This is a genomic window from Limnobacter sp. (assembly GCF_043511195.1).
Lineage (GTDB): Bacteria > Pseudomonadota > Gammaproteobacteria > Burkholderiales > Burkholderiaceae_B > Limnobacter.
The window spans coordinates 1,063,735-1,077,728 of the sequence record NZ_CP121330.1; the positions used below are offsets into that span (position 1 = coordinate 1,063,735).

Genomic DNA, 13,994 nt, shown 5'->3' on the forward strand with positions numbered 1-13,994 from the left:
TTTTAGACAATCATGAGAACCGCAGAAGTTACCCGCAATACCCTGGAAACCCAGATCACCGTCAAAATTAATCTGGACGGAACAGGTGAACGCCACCTCGACACCGGTGTGCCGTTTTTGGACCACATGCTGGAACAAATTTCGCGCCACGGCCTGTTCGACTTGCATATTGTGGCCAAGGGTGACTTGCACATTGATGCACACCACACCGTGGAAGACACTGGCATTACCTTGGGCATGGCATTCACCAAAGCTTTGGGTGACAAAAAAGGAATCGTTCGTTACGGCCATAGCTATGTGCCGTTGGACGAAGCCCTGTCACGTGTGGTGATCGATCTTTCTGGTCGCCCTGGTTTGCATCAGGAGATTCCGTTCACGCGTGCCAGCATTGGTGCATTTGATGTGGATCTTGTGTTTGAATTCTTCCAGGGCTTTGTGAACCATGCCCTGTGTACCTTGCACATCGACAACCTGAAGGGTGTGAATTCACACCACCAGTGCGAAACCGTGTTCAAGGCCTTTGGTCGTGCCTTGCGCATGGCGGTGGCCATTGATGAACGTCAGCAGGGTGCCATTCCGAGTACCAAAGGTGCTTTGTGAGTCTAGTTGCCGTTGTTGATTACGGCATGGGTAACTTGCGTTCGGTGGCCCAAGCCTTGCAGCATGTAAAGCTCGACAATCAGGAAATTCAGATCACCGACGATCCCGCCGTAATCGACCGGGCCAGTCGTGTTGTATTGCCGGGTCAGGGCGCCATGCCCGATTGCATGAAAGCCCTGCGCGAATCAGGCTTGATGGACGCGGTGTACCGCACTGCCGAATCAAAACCTTTGTTTGGCGTGTGTGTTGGCGAGCAAATGATGATGGAGCGCAGTGCCGAAGGGCCTGCAGATTGTCTTTCCCTGTTTCCTGGTGATGTGGTGAAGTTTGATCCCAGGCTAACGGTGGAGTGCGGATTGAAAGTGCCACACATGGGCTGGAACCAAGTGAATCAGCGCGTGAAGCATCCCATGTGGGAAGGCATTGAGAATGGTGCCTGGTTCTATTTTGTACACAGCTATCACGTCAACCCCTTGAATCCGGAACACGTTGCAGGTGAAACTGACTACGGTGTTCGCTTTACCTGCGCCATTGCACGGGATAACATCTTTGCAACACAGTTTCATCCTGAAAAAAGTGCGGAAGACGGCCTAAGGTTGTATTCCAACTTTTTGAGATGGAACCCCTGATTTTTTATCGATCATTTTTTTCACCCACTTGAATAGTTAACAACACAGTCTCATGTTACTCATTCCAGCAATCGACCTGAAAGACGGTCAGTGTGTTCGCCTGAAGCAAGGCAATATGGACGATGCCACCATTTTCTCGGCAGACCCGGTCGAAATGGCCATGAAATGGGTACAAAGCGGCGCACGCCGCCTGCACCTGGTCGACCTGAATGGCGCGATCGCGGGCAAGCCCGTGAATGAGGGGGTCATCATCGACATTCTTGACGCGGTGGGTGGGGCAATTCCCGTTCAGCTTGGCGGTGGTATTCGAGACCTCGACACCATTGAGCGTTACCTCGATGACGGTTTGAGCTATGTGATCATTGGCACAGCCGCGGTAAAGAACCCTGGCTTCCTGCACGATGCTTGCGGTGCTTTCCCCGGACAAATTATTGTGGGTCTGGACGCCAAAGACGGCAAGGTAGCCACCGATGGCTGGAGCAAAATTTCCGGACACGACGTGGTTGATCTGGCCAAGAAATACGAAGGCTACGGCGTAGAGGCCATTATTTACACTGACATTGGCCGTGACGGCATGCTCGGTGGCGTGAATATTGAAGCCACGGTTCGCTTGGCCAATGCATTGACCATTCCGGTAATTGCCAGCGGCGGCATTACCAATCTGGACGATGTGAAGCTGCTGTGCGGCGTTGAGCACGAAGGTGTAATGGGTGCCATCTGTGGTCGCTCGATTTACGAAGGCACGCTGGATTTCGCAAAAGGCCAGGCTTTGGCCGATGAATTGAACGGAAAGTCCTACTAATGCTTGCAAGCCGTATCATTCCCTGCCTCGATGTAACTGCGGGCCGGGTGGTCAAGGGTGTCAATTTTGTTGAGTTGCGAGACGCGGGGGACCCCGTTGAAATCGCACGCCGATACGATGATCAGGGTGCCGATGAGCTGACTTTTCTGGACATCACGGCATCATCGGATGACCGTGACCTGATTTTGCACGTCATCGAATCTGTGGCCAGTCAAGTGTTCATTCCTTTGACGGTGGGCGGCGGCGTGCGCAAGGTCGAGGACGTGCGCAGGCTATTGAACGCAGGTGCCGACAAAATCAGCATCAATACCTCTGCGGTCACCAACCCCGAGTTGGTGGCTGAGGCTGCGACCAAGTACGGTTCGCAATGCATTGTGGTGGCCATTGATGCCAAAGCAAAAAGCAATGGCGAGCCCGGCTGGGAGGTGTATACCCATGGTGGTCGCAAACCCACAGGCCTGGATGCCGTTGAGTGGGCGCGCAAAATGCAGGCCTTGGGCGCAGGTGAGTTGCTGTTGACCAGCATGGACCGCGATGGCACCAAAATTGGCTTTAACCTTGAATTGACCCGTGCTGTATCCGATGCGGTCACCATTCCTGTAATCGCCAGCGGCGGTGTGGGCAATCTTGATCATCTCGTTGATGGTGTTATCAAGGGCAAAGCCAGTGCAGTGTTGGCCGCCAGCATTTTTCACTATGGTGAATACACGGTACAGCAGGCCAAAGCCCACATGGCCAAGGCCGGCATTACTGTTCGGCTGTAAAGGGGCCATGCCATGAGTAAAGATGTAGTGATCACCGAGAACTGGCTGGACAGTGTCGGTTTTGATGACAAGGGTTTGGTCAATGTGGTGGCGCAAGACCATGCGTCCAAGCGCGTACTGATGGTGGCTTGGATGAACCGCGAGGCCTTGGAAATTACTGTCAACACGGGTTTTGCAACGTATTTTTCACGTTCGCGCGGTAAGCTCTGGCACAAAGGTGAAGAATCGGGCAACCAGCAAAGGGTCAAGGAAATTCGCCTGGATTGTGATGGCGACGTACTGGTGCTGATGGTTGAGCAAGTGGGTGGCATCGCGTGTCACACAGGTCGTGAAAGCTGCTTTTATTACGCGCTGGAAGGTGCTCAAGGTGAAAGGCCCAAGTGGGTTGCCAAAGACCCTGTGTTGAAAAACCCTTCCGACATGTACGGCAAAAAATAAGGAATGAACAGGCATGGCTGACCTTGAAAAAGCGTCTGGAGATTTGCTCGAACGTCTAACGCGGGTGTTGGAAGAGCGTAAGCAAGGCAACCCCGAGCAGTCGTATGTGGCGAAGTTGCACCACAAAGGGCAAGATGCAATTCTGAAAAAGATTGGCGAGGAGTCCTGTGAGCTGGTCATGGCCTCTAAAGACCAGAACCCCGACAAAGTGATCGCCGAAACGGCTGACTTGTGGTTTCACAGCATGGTATTGCTGGGCTGGCACGGGCTTCAGGCCTCGGATGTGCTGGCTGAACTTGATCGTCGCATGGGGTTGTCGGGTTTGGTCGAAAAGGCCAATCGACCCAAGTAAAAACACGCAAAAGGGACAAGACATGTCAGATTGTATTTTCTGCAAAATCATCGCTGGGGAAATCCCTAGCAGAAAAGTATATGAAGACGAGGATATCCTCGCGTTTCACGACATCAAACCTGCTGCGCCCGTGCACTTTTTAATTATTCCTAAAAAGCACATTCCCACGCTGACTGATGCCTCTGAGGAGGATATTCCTGTCATGGGAAAAATCATGACAATCGCTGGAAAACTGGCAAAGCAAGAAGGGTGTGACGATGGTTTCCGAACCATTGTCAACACGGGAAGGGTAGGTTGCCAAGAGGTGTATCATGTTCATGTACACATTCTTGGTTCAGATAAGCCATTGGGCGTCATGCTTGGCATGCCAGCCTTGTAACTGATCAAGATTCAGACACAAATCAGGAGTAGATTATGGGTTCATTTAGCATTTGGCACTGGGTAATCGTGCTGGTTATCGTGATGTTGGTGTTCGGCACCAAGAAGCTGCGCAATATCGGCTCGGACTTGGGCGGAGCTGTCAAGGGTTTCAAAGACGGCATGAAAGAAGCCGGTACGGAAGGCGAGCAAAATGCAGCCAAGCTGGCCGATGGCAATGCCAAGAAGTCCGATACGATCGACGTAGAAGCGAAAGAGAAATCTTCCAGCTAATTTCCCTTTTTTGCGGCGTGCAGCATGTTCGACATTGCGTTCTCGGAAATGCTTATCATCGCAGTGATCGCGCTGCTGGTGATAGGTCCTGAAAAATTACCCAAAGTGGCCAAAACCGTTGGCCACTTGTTGGGCAAAGCCCAGCGTTACGTCAGTGACGTCAAGTCTGAAATCAATCGGGAAATGGAAATTGATGAGTTGCGCAAGTTGCAGGCAGAAATGCAAACTGCTGCGCGCAAAGTAGAAGGCGATGTTCAAACCACGCTTCGGGATACTGAATCTGATTTGAACAAATCGGTGAAGTCCATTGAAGATGACATCGCCGAGCTGGAAAGCAGCAAACTGGCTGCTGAGACCACCAAGTCATCCACAACACAGTCACCTGCCAAGGCGGCAGATCCAGCGCCAGAGCATGCCGTGGGACCCGCTCCCAAGGTCGAGGCCAAATAACAAGGTGCATGGGTAATGAGTCAGCAAGAAAATTTTGTCAGTCACCTTGTAGAGCTGCGCGACCGTTTGTTGCGCGCTGTAATCGGGTTTTTGATTGTGTTTGTGGCCTTGATGGCCTACCCAGGCGCGGCCTACATTTTTGATTTATTGGCCTTGCCGATTCAAAGTGCATTGCCCGAAGGTACCAAGATGATCGCCACTGGCGTGATCACCCCATTTATGGTGCCGGTTAAGTTGACCGCCATGGTGGCGTTTGTCATTTCTCTGCCTATATTGCTTTACCAGGCTTGGTCTTTTATTGCGCCGGGTTTGTACGTGCACGAGAAAAAAATGGCCTTGCCCATTATTTTCTCCAGCACCGTGCTTTTTTTGCTGGGCATCGCGTTTTGTCACTTCATCGTGTTTGGCAAGGTATTCGCCTTCATTAACGACTTTGCGCCTCAAAGCATCACGCCCGCGCCAGATATCGAGGCCTACATGAGCTTTGTACTGACCATGCTCATGGCCTTCGGCATGACGTTTGAAGTGCCGATTGTGGTGGTTGTATTGGTGTATCTGGGCGTGGTTACCGTTGAGAAACTGGCGGAAGTGCGCGGATATGTCATTGTGGCTGCATTTGTAATTGCGGCCATTGTGACCCCGCCCGACGTGATGTCCCAGTTGTTTCTGGCAATTCCCATTTGCATACTGTACGAAGTGGGCATTTTGTTTGCCAAGGTGATTGGCAAACAGCGTCAGCAAATTATGGAATAAACCGGGTACGAACAGCCCGGTTTTTTTACCGTCGTTTCAGGAAGTCACCGGGCTTGGGTCGAACACCAATCTCAATTGTGATGCTTTCTTTCTTGCCATCCCGCAATAGCTCTACCGATTTTTTCTCACCGGGCGCATAGGCCGCAATCTGATTCAGCATCTGCGTGGTGTCAGTAATCTTTTTGTCGTCCAGTTTCAACAGAATATCGCCCACCTTCAGGCCCGCTTTGTCTGCGGGGCCATCTTTCACAATGCCGGCAATAATGACACCGTCTTTTTGAGGCAGGTCGAACGCTGAGGCCAGTTCTTCAGTGATGTTTTGCTGTTCTACGCCAATGTAGCCGCGAGTTACTGTGCCTGTGCGTACGATCTGATTCAGCACACCCTGCACAGTTTTTGCAGGAATGGCAAAGCCGATACCCAAAGAGCCGCCAGAGCGACTGTAAATGGCCGTGTTGATGCCCAACAGGTTGCCCGCAGTGTCCACCAGCGCGCCGCCCGAGTTACCTGGATTGATTGCCGCATCGGTCTGGATGAAGTTCTCAAAGGTGTTGATGCCCACGTGGTTGCGACCCAAGGCACTCACAATTCCCATGGTCACGGTTTGGCCCACACCGAAAGGGTTGCCCATGGCCAGCACAACATCGCCCACCCTGACTGCCTCTTCGGCCGCAAATTTCAGGCTGGGCAGGTTGTCGAGTTTGATTCGAAGTACTGCCAGATCGGTTTCCGGGTCGGTTCCTACCAGCTCGGCTTTGGTGGTTCGGCCGTCGTTCAGGCTGACTTCGATTTCATCGGCCGCCTCAACCACGTGCTGGTTGGTCACAATCAGCCCTTCGCTGTTGACGATCACACCCGAACCCAGGCTGGAAGCCTGCTGTTCTTCTTCAAACTGTTCTTCAAGTTCATCCCCGAAAAACTTCCGGATTTCCGGGTCTTCGAAAAAAGGGTGTTTGGGCATGTTGTTGGCCCGTTTGCTGGTGAAAATGTTCACCACCGCAGGCATGGCCTTGTCCACGGCTTCCCGATAGCCGACAACGCCTTGTGGTTGGGCGGTTTGGTAAGCTGGCTTTTGAAGCCAGTTGGGCGTCCATTCAGGGCGCAGTACTTCGGTGATGAAATACAATGCAAGAAGTACGGTTAAGGCCTGAGCGAAGGTCAGCCAGAGTTTTTTCAACATATCAAGAATGCAGGGGTGCGCCGTTGGCTTCAGTGGATCGGAATGTGCTGGAACATGACTTGCGGGAATTGCTGGATCAGGCTCGCATGTCAGATTATTGCCCAAATGGTCTCCAGTTGGAAGGCAGGCCCCAGATTCAACGGGTTCTGACGGGGGTTACAGCCTCGAAAGCGCTGATTAAGCTGGCCGTTGAGTTAAATGCTGACGCCGTTTTGGTACACCATGGCCTGATGTGGAAAGGCGATCCGCAAGTGATCACGGGCTTTCGCAAAGAGCGCCTGCAGTTGGCTCTGGCCCATGGCCTGAATGTATTTGCTTACCATTTGCCGCTGGATAAGCACCCGGAGTTGGGTAACAACGCCCAGCTCGGGAAAATGCTCGGTTGGCCCAGTACGCGTGTGGTGGGTGACAAAGGACTGATTCACATGGGTGATCTACCTTCGCCCCAGCCTTTGAAAGAATTGGTGGGTCGGGTGTGCAGCGTGCTGGGGCACCATGTTCAAGTTGAGGGAAACGACGATCCGGAACGGTTGGTCAGTACGGTGGCTTGGTGTACGGGCGGCGCGCCGGGTTATGTCGAGGAGGCTGCATTACAGGGGGCAGACCTGTACCTGACCGGGGAGCTGTCGGAACCGGCTGTTCATGTGGCACGCGAATGCAATGTCAGCTTGTTGGGGGCAGGCCACCATGCAACGGAACGATGTGGCGTGAAGGCCTTGGGCGAATGGATTGCACAGCGCTACGGTATTGAAGTGATTTTCCGGGATTTGTTTGTTGCTGTTTAGATGTTTTCTAATGTATGGCAGCAAATGTATCTGTACATTCAGCATTTGATGGAAATTCTCCCCAAAACTGTTCCTTGTTTTCAGCTTGCTAGGGTACAATCTCCGGTTGCATGGATCACTGGATTTTACTTTCGGGGTTATTTTGATGAGCAATAATCAACCTGTAGACAAAGAACGTCGCGTATGGATGATCGCTTGCGGCGCAGCGGGTGGTGTAGCGGCTGCGGCAACTGGCGGCGCGTTTCTGACTTCAATGGCACCCTCCGAGCGCGCGAAAGCAGCCGGTGCGCCCGTTGAGCTTGATATTTCTGGCATGCAGCCAGGCGACATGAAAACTGTCGAATGGCGCGGAAAGCCAGTTTGGGTGGTTCGCCGTGATCCTGAAATGCTCGAGGCTTTGCCCGAGCTGAATGATCAATTGGCCGATCCCAATTCCGAGCGTAGCCCTGATCAATTGACTCCAGAGTATGCACGTAACATTCATCGCTCAATCAAGCCCGAATATTTGGTGGCGGTGGGTATTTGCTCACACTTGGGCTGCTCGCCCTCTGCCCGTTTTGAGCCAGGTCCTCAGCCGAGCTTGCCTGATGACTGGCAAGGCGGCTTCTTCTGTCCTTGTCACGGTTCAACCTTCGACCTGGCCGGCCGCGTATATGCTGGCAAGCCAGCACCGTACAATCTGGAAGTGCCACCCCACAAATATTTGTCAGACACCAGGTTGTTGATCGGTGTAGACGAGAACAACGCCTGACATCTGAGAGCGAGGAGTAGTAATTATGGCGGCAGACAAAAAAGTCGAAACGACAGGCGTGTTGGGCTGGATTGACCAGCGCTTTCCCCTGACATCGACCTACAAAGCGCATTTGTCAGAGTACTATGCGCCCAAAAACTTCAACTTCTGGTATTTCTTCGGCTCACTGGCCTTGTTGGTGCTGGTGATTCAGATCGTGACTGGTATTTTCCTGGTCATGCACTACAAACCCGATGCGGCCAAGGCTTTCCAGTCTGTGGAATACATCATGCGTGATGTGCCTTGGGGCTGGCTGGTGCGTTACATGCACTCCACAGGCGCTTCCATGTTCTTCGTGGTGGTTTATCTGCACATGATGCGTGGCCTGTTGTATGGCTCTTATCGCAAGCCCCGTGAGCTGATCTGGATCTTCGGTGTTGCAATTTTCCTGTGCCTGATGGCTGAAGCATTCTTTGGCTACCTGTTGCCATGGGGTCAAATGAGCTACTGGGGTGCGCAGGTAATCGTAAACCTGTTCTCGGCAATTCCTGTTATTGGCCCCGATTTGGCCATCTGGATTCGCGGTGACTATGTGGTTTCCGATGCAACCTTGAACCGCTTCTTCTCTTTCCACGTCATCGCCATTCCGTTGGTATTGCTCGGCTTGGTGGCAGCTCACCTGGTGGCTTTGCACGAAGTGGGTTCAAACAACCCCGATGGTGTTGAAATCAAGGAAAAGAAGGGCGCTGATGGCAAGCCTTTGGACGGTATTCCATTCCACCCCTATTACACAGTGCACGACATTCTTGGTGTGGGCGTATTCCTGATGGTGTTCTCCGCCATTGTGTTCTTCGCTCCCGAGATGGGTGGTTACTTCCTGGAATACAACAACTTCATTCCGGCTGACCCACTGAAGACGCCTGCTCACATTGCGCCGGTGTGGTATTTCACACCGTTCTACTCCATTCTTCGCGCCATCACATTCCCGTTCCTGGGGCTGGATGCGAAATTCTGGGGTGTAGTGGCCATGGGTGGTGCGGTTGTGATCCTGTTCTTCCTGCCTTGGCTGGACAAGAGCAAGGTGAAGTCAATCCGTTATCGCCCAGCGCTGCACAAGTGGATTTATGCGGTGTTTGTGATCAACTTCATTGTGTTGGGTTACCTGGGTGTGAAGCCGCCATCAGACATTGGTCAAATCGTTTCCCAGATCGGTACCCTGTATTACTTCCTGTTCTTCCTGGCCATGCCATGGTGGTCCAAGCTTGGAACATTCAAGCCTGTGCCCGACCGTGTTGTGTTTCAACCGCACTAAGTCATGCGCACTGAGCTGACTGGACGACGAACTGGACAAGATAGGGATTAAATAATGAAAAAACTACTGGCTTTGTTGGCGCTTGTTCCTTCACTGGTTTTCAGTGCGGGCAGTAACTATCCACTGGATAAAGCGCCTGATCTGACGAATGACATGGCAGCGCTTCAGCGCGGTGCCAAGTTGTTCTCTAATTATTGTTTGAATTGTCACTCTGCTGAAAGCATGCGTTATAACCGCTTGCGCGACATCGGTTTGACAAACGAGCAGATCAAGGAAAACCTGATGTTTGCCACGGAAAATGTGGGCGACACCATGACCATTGCAATGGATGCCAAAGATGCCAAGCAATGGTTTGGTGCGGCACCTCCCGATCTGTCGTTGATCGCGCGTTCACGCGCATCTTCGAACGGCCCGGGTGCTGATTACATCTACACCTATTTGCGCACGTATTACCGCGACCCATCCAAGCCAACAGGCTGGAACAATATGGCCTTCCCGAATGTGGGTATGCCTCATGTGCTTTGGGAATTGCAGGGCGAGCGAATCGCCAAGTACGAAGAGGTGGCTGATCCGCATGATGCAGAAAAGAAAATCCAGCAGTTCGTTGGATTCGAGCAGACAAAACCTGGCACCATGAATCAGGTTGAATATGATCAGGCCATGGCCGACCTCACCAGTTTTCTGGTGTTTATGGCTGAGCCTGTGCGCGAAGATCGCTTCAAGTTGGGCGTAATTGTGCTGTTGTTCTTTGGCGTGTTTACCATTTTTGCATGGCGCTTGAACGCCGCATACTGGAAAGACATCAAGTAAGCTATTTGGCTTAATCGTGTACAGGCTGGGGCGTTTGCTCGCCCCGGCCATTTTTTGTTTTGGGATGACAACATTATGATGGTTCTTTACTCTGGAACGACTTGCCCGTTTTCTCAACGTTGCCGGTTCGTTTTGCATGAAAAAGGCATGGATTTCGAGATCAAGGACATTGACTTGTTCAATCGGCCTGATGACATCAGTGTGATGAATCCTTACAGCCAGGTGCCAATTTTGGTAGAACGTGATTTGATTCTGTATGAATCAAACATCATCAATGAATACATTGACGAACGTTTTCCGCACCCTCAGTTGATGCCTGCCGATCCAGTCATGCGTGCCCGTACCCGTCTGTTTCTGTTCAACTTTGAGCGCGAACTTTTTCAACACGTGAGTGTGTTGGAGAAAGCTGGCAATCCAAAGGCAATGGACAAAGCCAAATCGGCCATTCGCGAACAACTCACGCAATTGGCGCCCGTGTTCTTGAAAAGCAAGTACATGTTGGGTGAAGACTTTTCAATGCTGGACGTTGCTTTGGCCCCCTTGCTGTGGCGCCTGGAGCACTACGGTATTGAACTACCCAAGTCTGCCGCACCACTGATGAAGTACGCTGAGCGTATTTTTGCCAAGCCCGCATTTATTGATGCATTGACACCCTCTGAGAAGGTGATGCGTCGTTAATTGGATGCGGATTGAGTAGCAAGCCAGAAACGTCGAGGACAAAGCAGTGACTGAAGTATCTACAAAGCCTTATTTGATTCGAGCCATTCACGAATGGTGCGTCGACAATGGCTACACGCCTTACCTTGCCGTTGCTGTGAACGAGAAAACCCAAGTGCCCAAAGAATTTGTGAAGGCCGGGGAGATTGTGTTGAATACTTCTCCCTTGGCGACGAACAAATTGAATTTGGGCAACGAAGCGGTTGAGTTCGAAGCACGGTTTGGCGGCGTGGTGCGTGAGATTTTTGTGCCGATTGAACAGATCAGTGCTATTTATGCCCGCGAAAACGGTCATGGTATGGCGTTTGAAGTGCTCAAGCCATTGGCCGAGATTGAGGGCGATGGTAGCGAAGCAGTTCAGTTTGTTCTTGATGAAGACGACGAGCCGGTCTCTGATGATTCGGGTGCCAAGCCAGCAGGTTTGCGCTCTGTTTCAGGTGTTTCAGAGGACTCTAAGCCATTGTCTGTAACTAAATCAGATAAATCTGATGAAAAAACACCAAAAAAACCCGGTCAGAAGAAAAAGAATCATCTGACTCGAGTAAAATAGCGCTTCTCTTAAGTGCCGCTTTAGCTCAGTTGGTAGAGCAACCGCCTTGTAAGCGGTAGGTCGTCAGTTCGAATCCGACAAGCGGCACCATTCTTCTCCCGGTATCTCGGGAAATCATCCTGGTTTGTTTTTGTTTTGAATGCGCCACATTCGGATTTCTTGTCAACTCGGTGTGGGTTACTTGTTTCGAATGTCATTGGCGACTTTTTCGCTGAACTTGAAGGGTCGCCGCTACCCGAAAACTTGGCATTTCGGCCTGTCTGCTTGAGTCTGCACTAGGCCAAGCCCTCCAAAAGTAACGGTCGGGTCTTGTCTTTCGCGCCAGGGCGCTATCGTTTGTCTCGGCGCGCCAAGCCGGCAAGTTTTCTGACCGGTCATCGTGCGACCACTTGCAAGTTCAGCTCCGCGTCACCGACCTCAGCGTCTTTCTACCACCGTCGCCGATTGGGCTATTAAACCAGCTGACAAGCAAGCAACACCCAATGCCGACTGCGCTTAAACCCTTTACACTGTGCGCATTGAATTCAATGCAGCCAAACACCATGCCCAAACCCAAGAAGAATCCCTTAGACGCATTGGAGCTTAAGCCAGGCCAGTCGATTGAACTGTTGAAGGCGCTCCACATTGTGACGCGTGATGGCGGGATTAACCAAGACAGCCGAAGGAAGCTGAAGCAGGTGTACCACCTGACTCATTTTATTGAGCCGCTGATTGAAGAGGTGCGCAAAGCCAATGACGGTGGCATGTACCTGGTCGATCATGGCGCAGGAAAATCCTATCTCGGTTTCATTTTGTACGACTTGTACATTAAGCAAAATCCGGAAGGGGCGGTGGTGGCGGGCGTTGAAACCCGACAGGAGTTGGTGGACAAGTCGAATACGCTTGCGGAACATCTTGGCTTTGATACGGGTATGCAGTTTATTAATTTGCCAGTGGCGCAGACCACAGATCACCCTGATTTGCCTGAAACAGTCGACATTGTCACTGCGCTTCACGCCTGCAACACGGCCACCGATGATGCAATTTCATTTGGTTTGAAAAAACAGGCGAAGTTCATGGTGCTGGTGCCGTGTTGCCAGGCGGAGGTGGCTACTCATTTGCGCAAGAACAAAGCCAGTCAACTCGGCAAAACCAGTTTGGTCGAAATGTGGCGTCACCCGCTGCACACTCGCGAGTTTGGTAGTCAGTTAACCAATGTGTTGCGTTGTTTGCAACTGGAGGCACATGGTTACCAAGTGACCGTGACAGAGCTGGTGGGGTGGGAGCACTCGATGAAAAACGAGCTGATTATTGCAAAAAAACACCAGCGGTCGAATCCAAAAGCGGCCCAACGATTGCACGATATGTTGGCGGAGCTTGGATTGGACGGAGAAGAGGGCTTGCAGCAACGTTTTCACGTACCTGCCTGAGCTATTCATTCGTTAGTTGGTGTTTCTCAAGCCTTGCCACTCGTTGCGCTGCGTATTGGGCAGCCCCAGGAGTTGCAGGGCGTGTTGAGCTGTGTCGGTGACCATGGCATCGATACTGGCAGGGCGCTGGTACAGCGCAGGCACGGGTGGCATGACAATGCCACCCATTTCAGTCACGCTGACCATGTTGCGCAAGTGAGCCAGGTTCAGTGGCGTTTCGCGGGGTAGTAACACCAGGCGACGTCGTTCTTTCAGCACCACATCGGCTGCGCGGGTAATTAAGTTATTTGACAAGCCATGTGCCACGGCTGCTAGCGTGTGCATGGAGCAAGGTGCAATCACCATGCCCATGGACGGGTAAGACCCACTGGCGATGCAGTTGCCCACTTGTTTCGGCGAGTGCACGACGTGTGCTTTGGCTTCAATTTCTTCTTTGGTCAAATCGCTTTCGCTGGCCAGCGTGAGCCAGCCGGAAGAAGACACCACCAAATGAATTTCCGTGTCGCCACGTGCCCGCAGTAAATCAAGGATTTTCAGGCCATACAAGGCGCCACTGGCACCTGTGATGGCAACCGTGATCGATTGTGTGAACTGTGGGGGAAGGGTGCTGCTCAAGATGGGGTGCCCGGAAGTGGCCGCACGGAGAATGGTGCGACCTGTTTCACGATTTATTCAGACTTGGTGGATGCATTGGCGGTTGCAATCAATGCTCGCAATTCGCCGTTTTGATACATCTCGGTCATGATGTCGCAACCGCCCAAAAACTCACCGTTCACATACAGCTGTGGGATGGTTGGCCAGTTGGCGTATTCTTTGATGCCTTGACGAATTTCGGGGTCGTCCAGTACGTTCACTGTGACTACTTTTTCCGCTTCGCAGGCTTTCAGGATTTGAATGGCGCGACCAGAAAACCCGCACATGGGGAACTGGGCTGTTCCTTTCATGAACAAAACCACGGGGTGGCTGGTGACGGTTTCGTGAATGGAATCGCGAACGCTCATAAAACTTCCTTTCAAAGAGATAAATTGCTACAACCCTGTAGTGTAATGGATGTGGGTATAA

At 51.9% G+C, this 13,994-nt stretch carries 20 protein-coding genes and 1 tRNA gene; 18 read left to right on the top strand and 3 right to left on the bottom strand.

Annotated elements, in window-relative coordinates:
* Positions 1–12 precede the first annotated feature (12 nt).
* The 10 genes from hisB to tatC are packed head-to-tail and all read left to right on the top strand — an operon-like array spanning position 13 to position 5,439.
* On the top strand, positions 13–600 hold the full coding sequence (hisB, locus tag P0D43_RS05175; protein WP_341237248.1) for an imidazoleglycerol-phosphate dehydratase HisB: 588 nt from the start codon (positions 13–15) through the stop codon (positions 598–600).
* Positions 597–1,229 (top strand): imidazole glycerol phosphate synthase subunit HisH, encoded by a 633-nt coding sequence (gene hisH, locus P0D43_RS05180; protein ID WP_159568178.1) that lies wholly within the window; start codon positions 597–599, stop codon positions 1,227–1,229. The genes hisB and hisH overlap by 4 nt, the downstream gene beginning before the upstream one ends.
* Positions 1,230–1,281: 52 nt before the next feature.
* On the top strand, positions 1,282–2,031 hold the full coding sequence (gene hisA / locus P0D43_RS05185; RefSeq protein ID WP_159568179.1) for a 1-(5-phosphoribosyl)-5-[(5-phosphoribosylamino)methylideneamino]imidazole-4-carboxamide isomerase: 750 nt from the start codon (positions 1,282–1,284) through the stop codon (positions 2,029–2,031).
* Positions 2,031–2,795, top strand: a complete 765-nt coding sequence (gene hisF, locus P0D43_RS05190) for an imidazole glycerol phosphate synthase subunit HisF (RefSeq protein WP_159568180.1) — start codon at positions 2,031–2,033, stop codon at positions 2,793–2,795. Before hisA ends, hisF begins: the two co-directional genes overlap by 1 nt.
* Before the next feature lie 12 nt (positions 2,796–2,807).
* On the top strand, positions 2,808–3,233 hold the full coding sequence (gene hisI, locus P0D43_RS05195; protein ID WP_159568181.1) for a phosphoribosyl-AMP cyclohydrolase: 426 nt from the start codon (positions 2,808–2,810) through the stop codon (positions 3,231–3,233).
* Between the two features lie 13 nt (positions 3,234–3,246).
* Entirely contained in the window at positions 3,247–3,585 is a 339-nt protein-coding gene (locus tag P0D43_RS05200) for a phosphoribosyl-ATP diphosphatase (protein ID WP_159568182.1), read from the top strand.
* A gap of 22 nt (positions 3,586–3,607) precedes the next feature.
* Entirely contained in the window at positions 3,608–3,964 is a 357-nt protein-coding gene (locus P0D43_RS05205; protein ID WP_394673438.1) for a histidine triad nucleotide-binding protein, read from the top strand.
* A gap of 35 nt (positions 3,965–3,999) precedes the next feature.
* Positions 4,000–4,236, top strand: a complete 237-nt coding sequence (tatA, locus tag P0D43_RS05210) for a Sec-independent protein translocase subunit TatA (protein ID WP_159568184.1) — start codon at positions 4,000–4,002, stop codon at positions 4,234–4,236.
* A 24-nt stretch (positions 4,237–4,260) separates the two neighbouring features.
* Positions 4,261–4,686, top strand: a complete 426-nt coding sequence (gene tatB, locus P0D43_RS05215; RefSeq protein WP_341237250.1) for a Sec-independent protein translocase protein TatB — start codon at positions 4,261–4,263, stop codon at positions 4,684–4,686.
* A gap of 15 nt (positions 4,687–4,701) precedes the next feature.
* The gene (gene tatC, locus P0D43_RS05220; RefSeq protein WP_394673439.1) at positions 4,702–5,439 is read left to right on the top strand and encodes a twin-arginine translocase subunit TatC; all 738 of its coding nucleotides are present in this window, start codon (positions 4,702–4,704) and stop codon (positions 5,437–5,439) included.
* A gap of 25 nt (positions 5,440–5,464) precedes the next feature.
* Here tatC and P0D43_RS05225 read toward each other — a convergent pair whose 3' ends face one another.
* The gene (locus P0D43_RS05225) at positions 5,465–6,619 is read right to left on the bottom strand and encodes a Do family serine endopeptidase (RefSeq protein ID WP_159568187.1); all 1,155 of its coding nucleotides are present in this window, start codon (positions 6,617–6,619) and stop codon (positions 5,465–5,467) included.
* A 32-nt stretch (positions 6,620–6,651) separates the two neighbouring features.
* Between P0D43_RS05225 and P0D43_RS05230 the strand changes: the two genes are divergently transcribed.
* From P0D43_RS05230 to P0D43_RS05265, 8 genes are all read left to right on the top strand, one after another.
* On the top strand, positions 6,652–7,404 hold the full coding sequence (locus P0D43_RS05230) for a Nif3-like dinuclear metal center hexameric protein (RefSeq protein WP_394673710.1): 753 nt from the start codon (positions 6,652–6,654) through the stop codon (positions 7,402–7,404).
* Between the two features lie 145 nt (positions 7,405–7,549).
* A complete protein-coding gene (gene petA, locus P0D43_RS05235; protein WP_394673440.1) occupies positions 7,550–8,155 on the top strand; it encodes a ubiquinol-cytochrome c reductase iron-sulfur subunit in 606 nt (201 codons plus the stop codon).
* Between the two features lie 25 nt (positions 8,156–8,180).
* The gene (locus P0D43_RS05240; RefSeq protein ID WP_159568189.1) at positions 8,181–9,446 is read left to right on the top strand and encodes a cytochrome bc complex cytochrome b subunit; all 1,266 of its coding nucleotides are present in this window, start codon (positions 8,181–8,183) and stop codon (positions 9,444–9,446) included.
* Between the two features lie 54 nt (positions 9,447–9,500).
* Positions 9,501–10,256, top strand: a complete 756-nt coding sequence (locus tag P0D43_RS05245) for a cytochrome c1 (protein WP_159568190.1) — start codon at positions 9,501–9,503, stop codon at positions 10,254–10,256.
* A 75-nt stretch (positions 10,257–10,331) separates the two neighbouring features.
* The gene (locus tag P0D43_RS05250; RefSeq protein WP_008247910.1) at positions 10,332–10,934 is read left to right on the top strand and encodes a glutathione S-transferase N-terminal domain-containing protein; all 603 of its coding nucleotides are present in this window, start codon (positions 10,332–10,334) and stop codon (positions 10,932–10,934) included.
* A 46-nt stretch (positions 10,935–10,980) separates the two neighbouring features.
* Positions 10,981–11,523 carry a ClpXP protease specificity-enhancing factor gene (locus P0D43_RS05255; RefSeq protein WP_159568191.1) on the top strand — a complete coding sequence of 181 codons (543 nt, stop codon included), beginning with the start codon at positions 10,981–10,983 and terminating at the stop codon, positions 11,521–11,523.
* 14 nt (positions 11,524–11,537) lie between these two features.
* A tRNA-Thr gene (locus tag P0D43_RS05260) sits at positions 11,538–11,613 on the top strand.
* Positions 11,614–12,065: 452 nt separating this feature from the next.
* The gene (locus tag P0D43_RS05265) at positions 12,066–12,932 is read left to right on the top strand and encodes a class I SAM-dependent methyltransferase (RefSeq protein WP_394673441.1); all 867 of its coding nucleotides are present in this window, start codon (positions 12,066–12,068) and stop codon (positions 12,930–12,932) included.
* A gap of 12 nt (positions 12,933–12,944) precedes the next feature.
* On the opposite strand, the gene P0D43_RS05270 is transcribed toward P0D43_RS05265, so the two are convergent.
* Positions 12,945–13,547: a UbiX family flavin prenyltransferase gene (locus P0D43_RS05270; protein WP_159568192.1), complete on the bottom strand. Its 603-nt coding sequence runs from the start codon at positions 13,545–13,547 to the stop codon at positions 12,945–12,947.
* A gap of 53 nt (positions 13,548–13,600) precedes the next feature.
* Complete coding sequence (grxD, locus tag P0D43_RS05275; RefSeq protein ID WP_159568193.1) at positions 13,601–13,933, bottom strand: Grx4 family monothiol glutaredoxin; 333 nt, start codon at positions 13,931–13,933, stop codon at positions 13,601–13,603.
* Between the last annotated feature and the right edge of the window lie 61 nt (positions 13,934–13,994).

Coding starts and splice junctions, on each gene's coding strand:
- P0D43_RS05245 (WP_159568190.1), top strand. CDS start 9,501: ATGAAAAAACTACTGGCTTTGTTGGCGCTTGTTCCTTCACTGGTTTTC.
- petA (WP_394673440.1), top strand. CDS start 7,550: ATGAGCAATAATCAACCTGTAGACAAAGAACGTCGCGTATGGATGATC.
- tatA (WP_159568184.1), top strand. CDS start 4,000: ATGGGTTCATTTAGCATTTGGCACTGGGTAATCGTGCTGGTTATCGTG.
- hisI (WP_159568181.1), top strand. CDS start 2,808: ATGAGTAAAGATGTAGTGATCACCGAGAACTGGCTGGACAGTGTCGGT.
- P0D43_RS05265 (WP_394673441.1), top strand. CDS start 12,066: ATGCCCAAACCCAAGAAGAATCCCTTAGACGCATTGGAGCTTAAGCCA.
- P0D43_RS05200 (WP_159568182.1), top strand. CDS start 3,247: ATGGCTGACCTTGAAAAAGCGTCTGGAGATTTGCTCGAACGTCTAACG.
- tatB (WP_341237250.1), top strand. CDS start 4,261: ATGTTCGACATTGCGTTCTCGGAAATGCTTATCATCGCAGTGATCGCG.
- hisF (WP_159568180.1), top strand. CDS start 2,031: ATGCTTGCAAGCCGTATCATTCCCTGCCTCGATGTAACTGCGGGCCGG.
- grxD (WP_159568193.1), bottom strand. CDS start 13,933: ATGAGCGTTCGCGATTCCATTCACGAAACCGTCACCAGCCACCCCGTG.
- tatC (WP_394673439.1), top strand. CDS start 4,702: ATGAGTCAGCAAGAAAATTTTGTCAGTCACCTTGTAGAGCTGCGCGAC.
- P0D43_RS05250 (WP_008247910.1), top strand. CDS start 10,332: ATGATGGTTCTTTACTCTGGAACGACTTGCCCGTTTTCTCAACGTTGC.
- P0D43_RS05205 (WP_394673438.1), top strand. CDS start 3,608: ATGTCAGATTGTATTTTCTGCAAAATCATCGCTGGGGAAATCCCTAGC.
- P0D43_RS05225 (WP_159568187.1), bottom strand. CDS start 6,619: ATGTTGAAAAAACTCTGGCTGACCTTCGCTCAGGCCTTAACCGTACTT.
- P0D43_RS05240 (WP_159568189.1), top strand. CDS start 8,181: ATGGCGGCAGACAAAAAAGTCGAAACGACAGGCGTGTTGGGCTGGATT.
- hisB (WP_341237248.1), top strand. CDS start 13: ATGAGAACCGCAGAAGTTACCCGCAATACCCTGGAAACCCAGATCACC.
- hisA (WP_159568179.1), top strand. CDS start 1,282: ATGTTACTCATTCCAGCAATCGACCTGAAAGACGGTCAGTGTGTTCGC.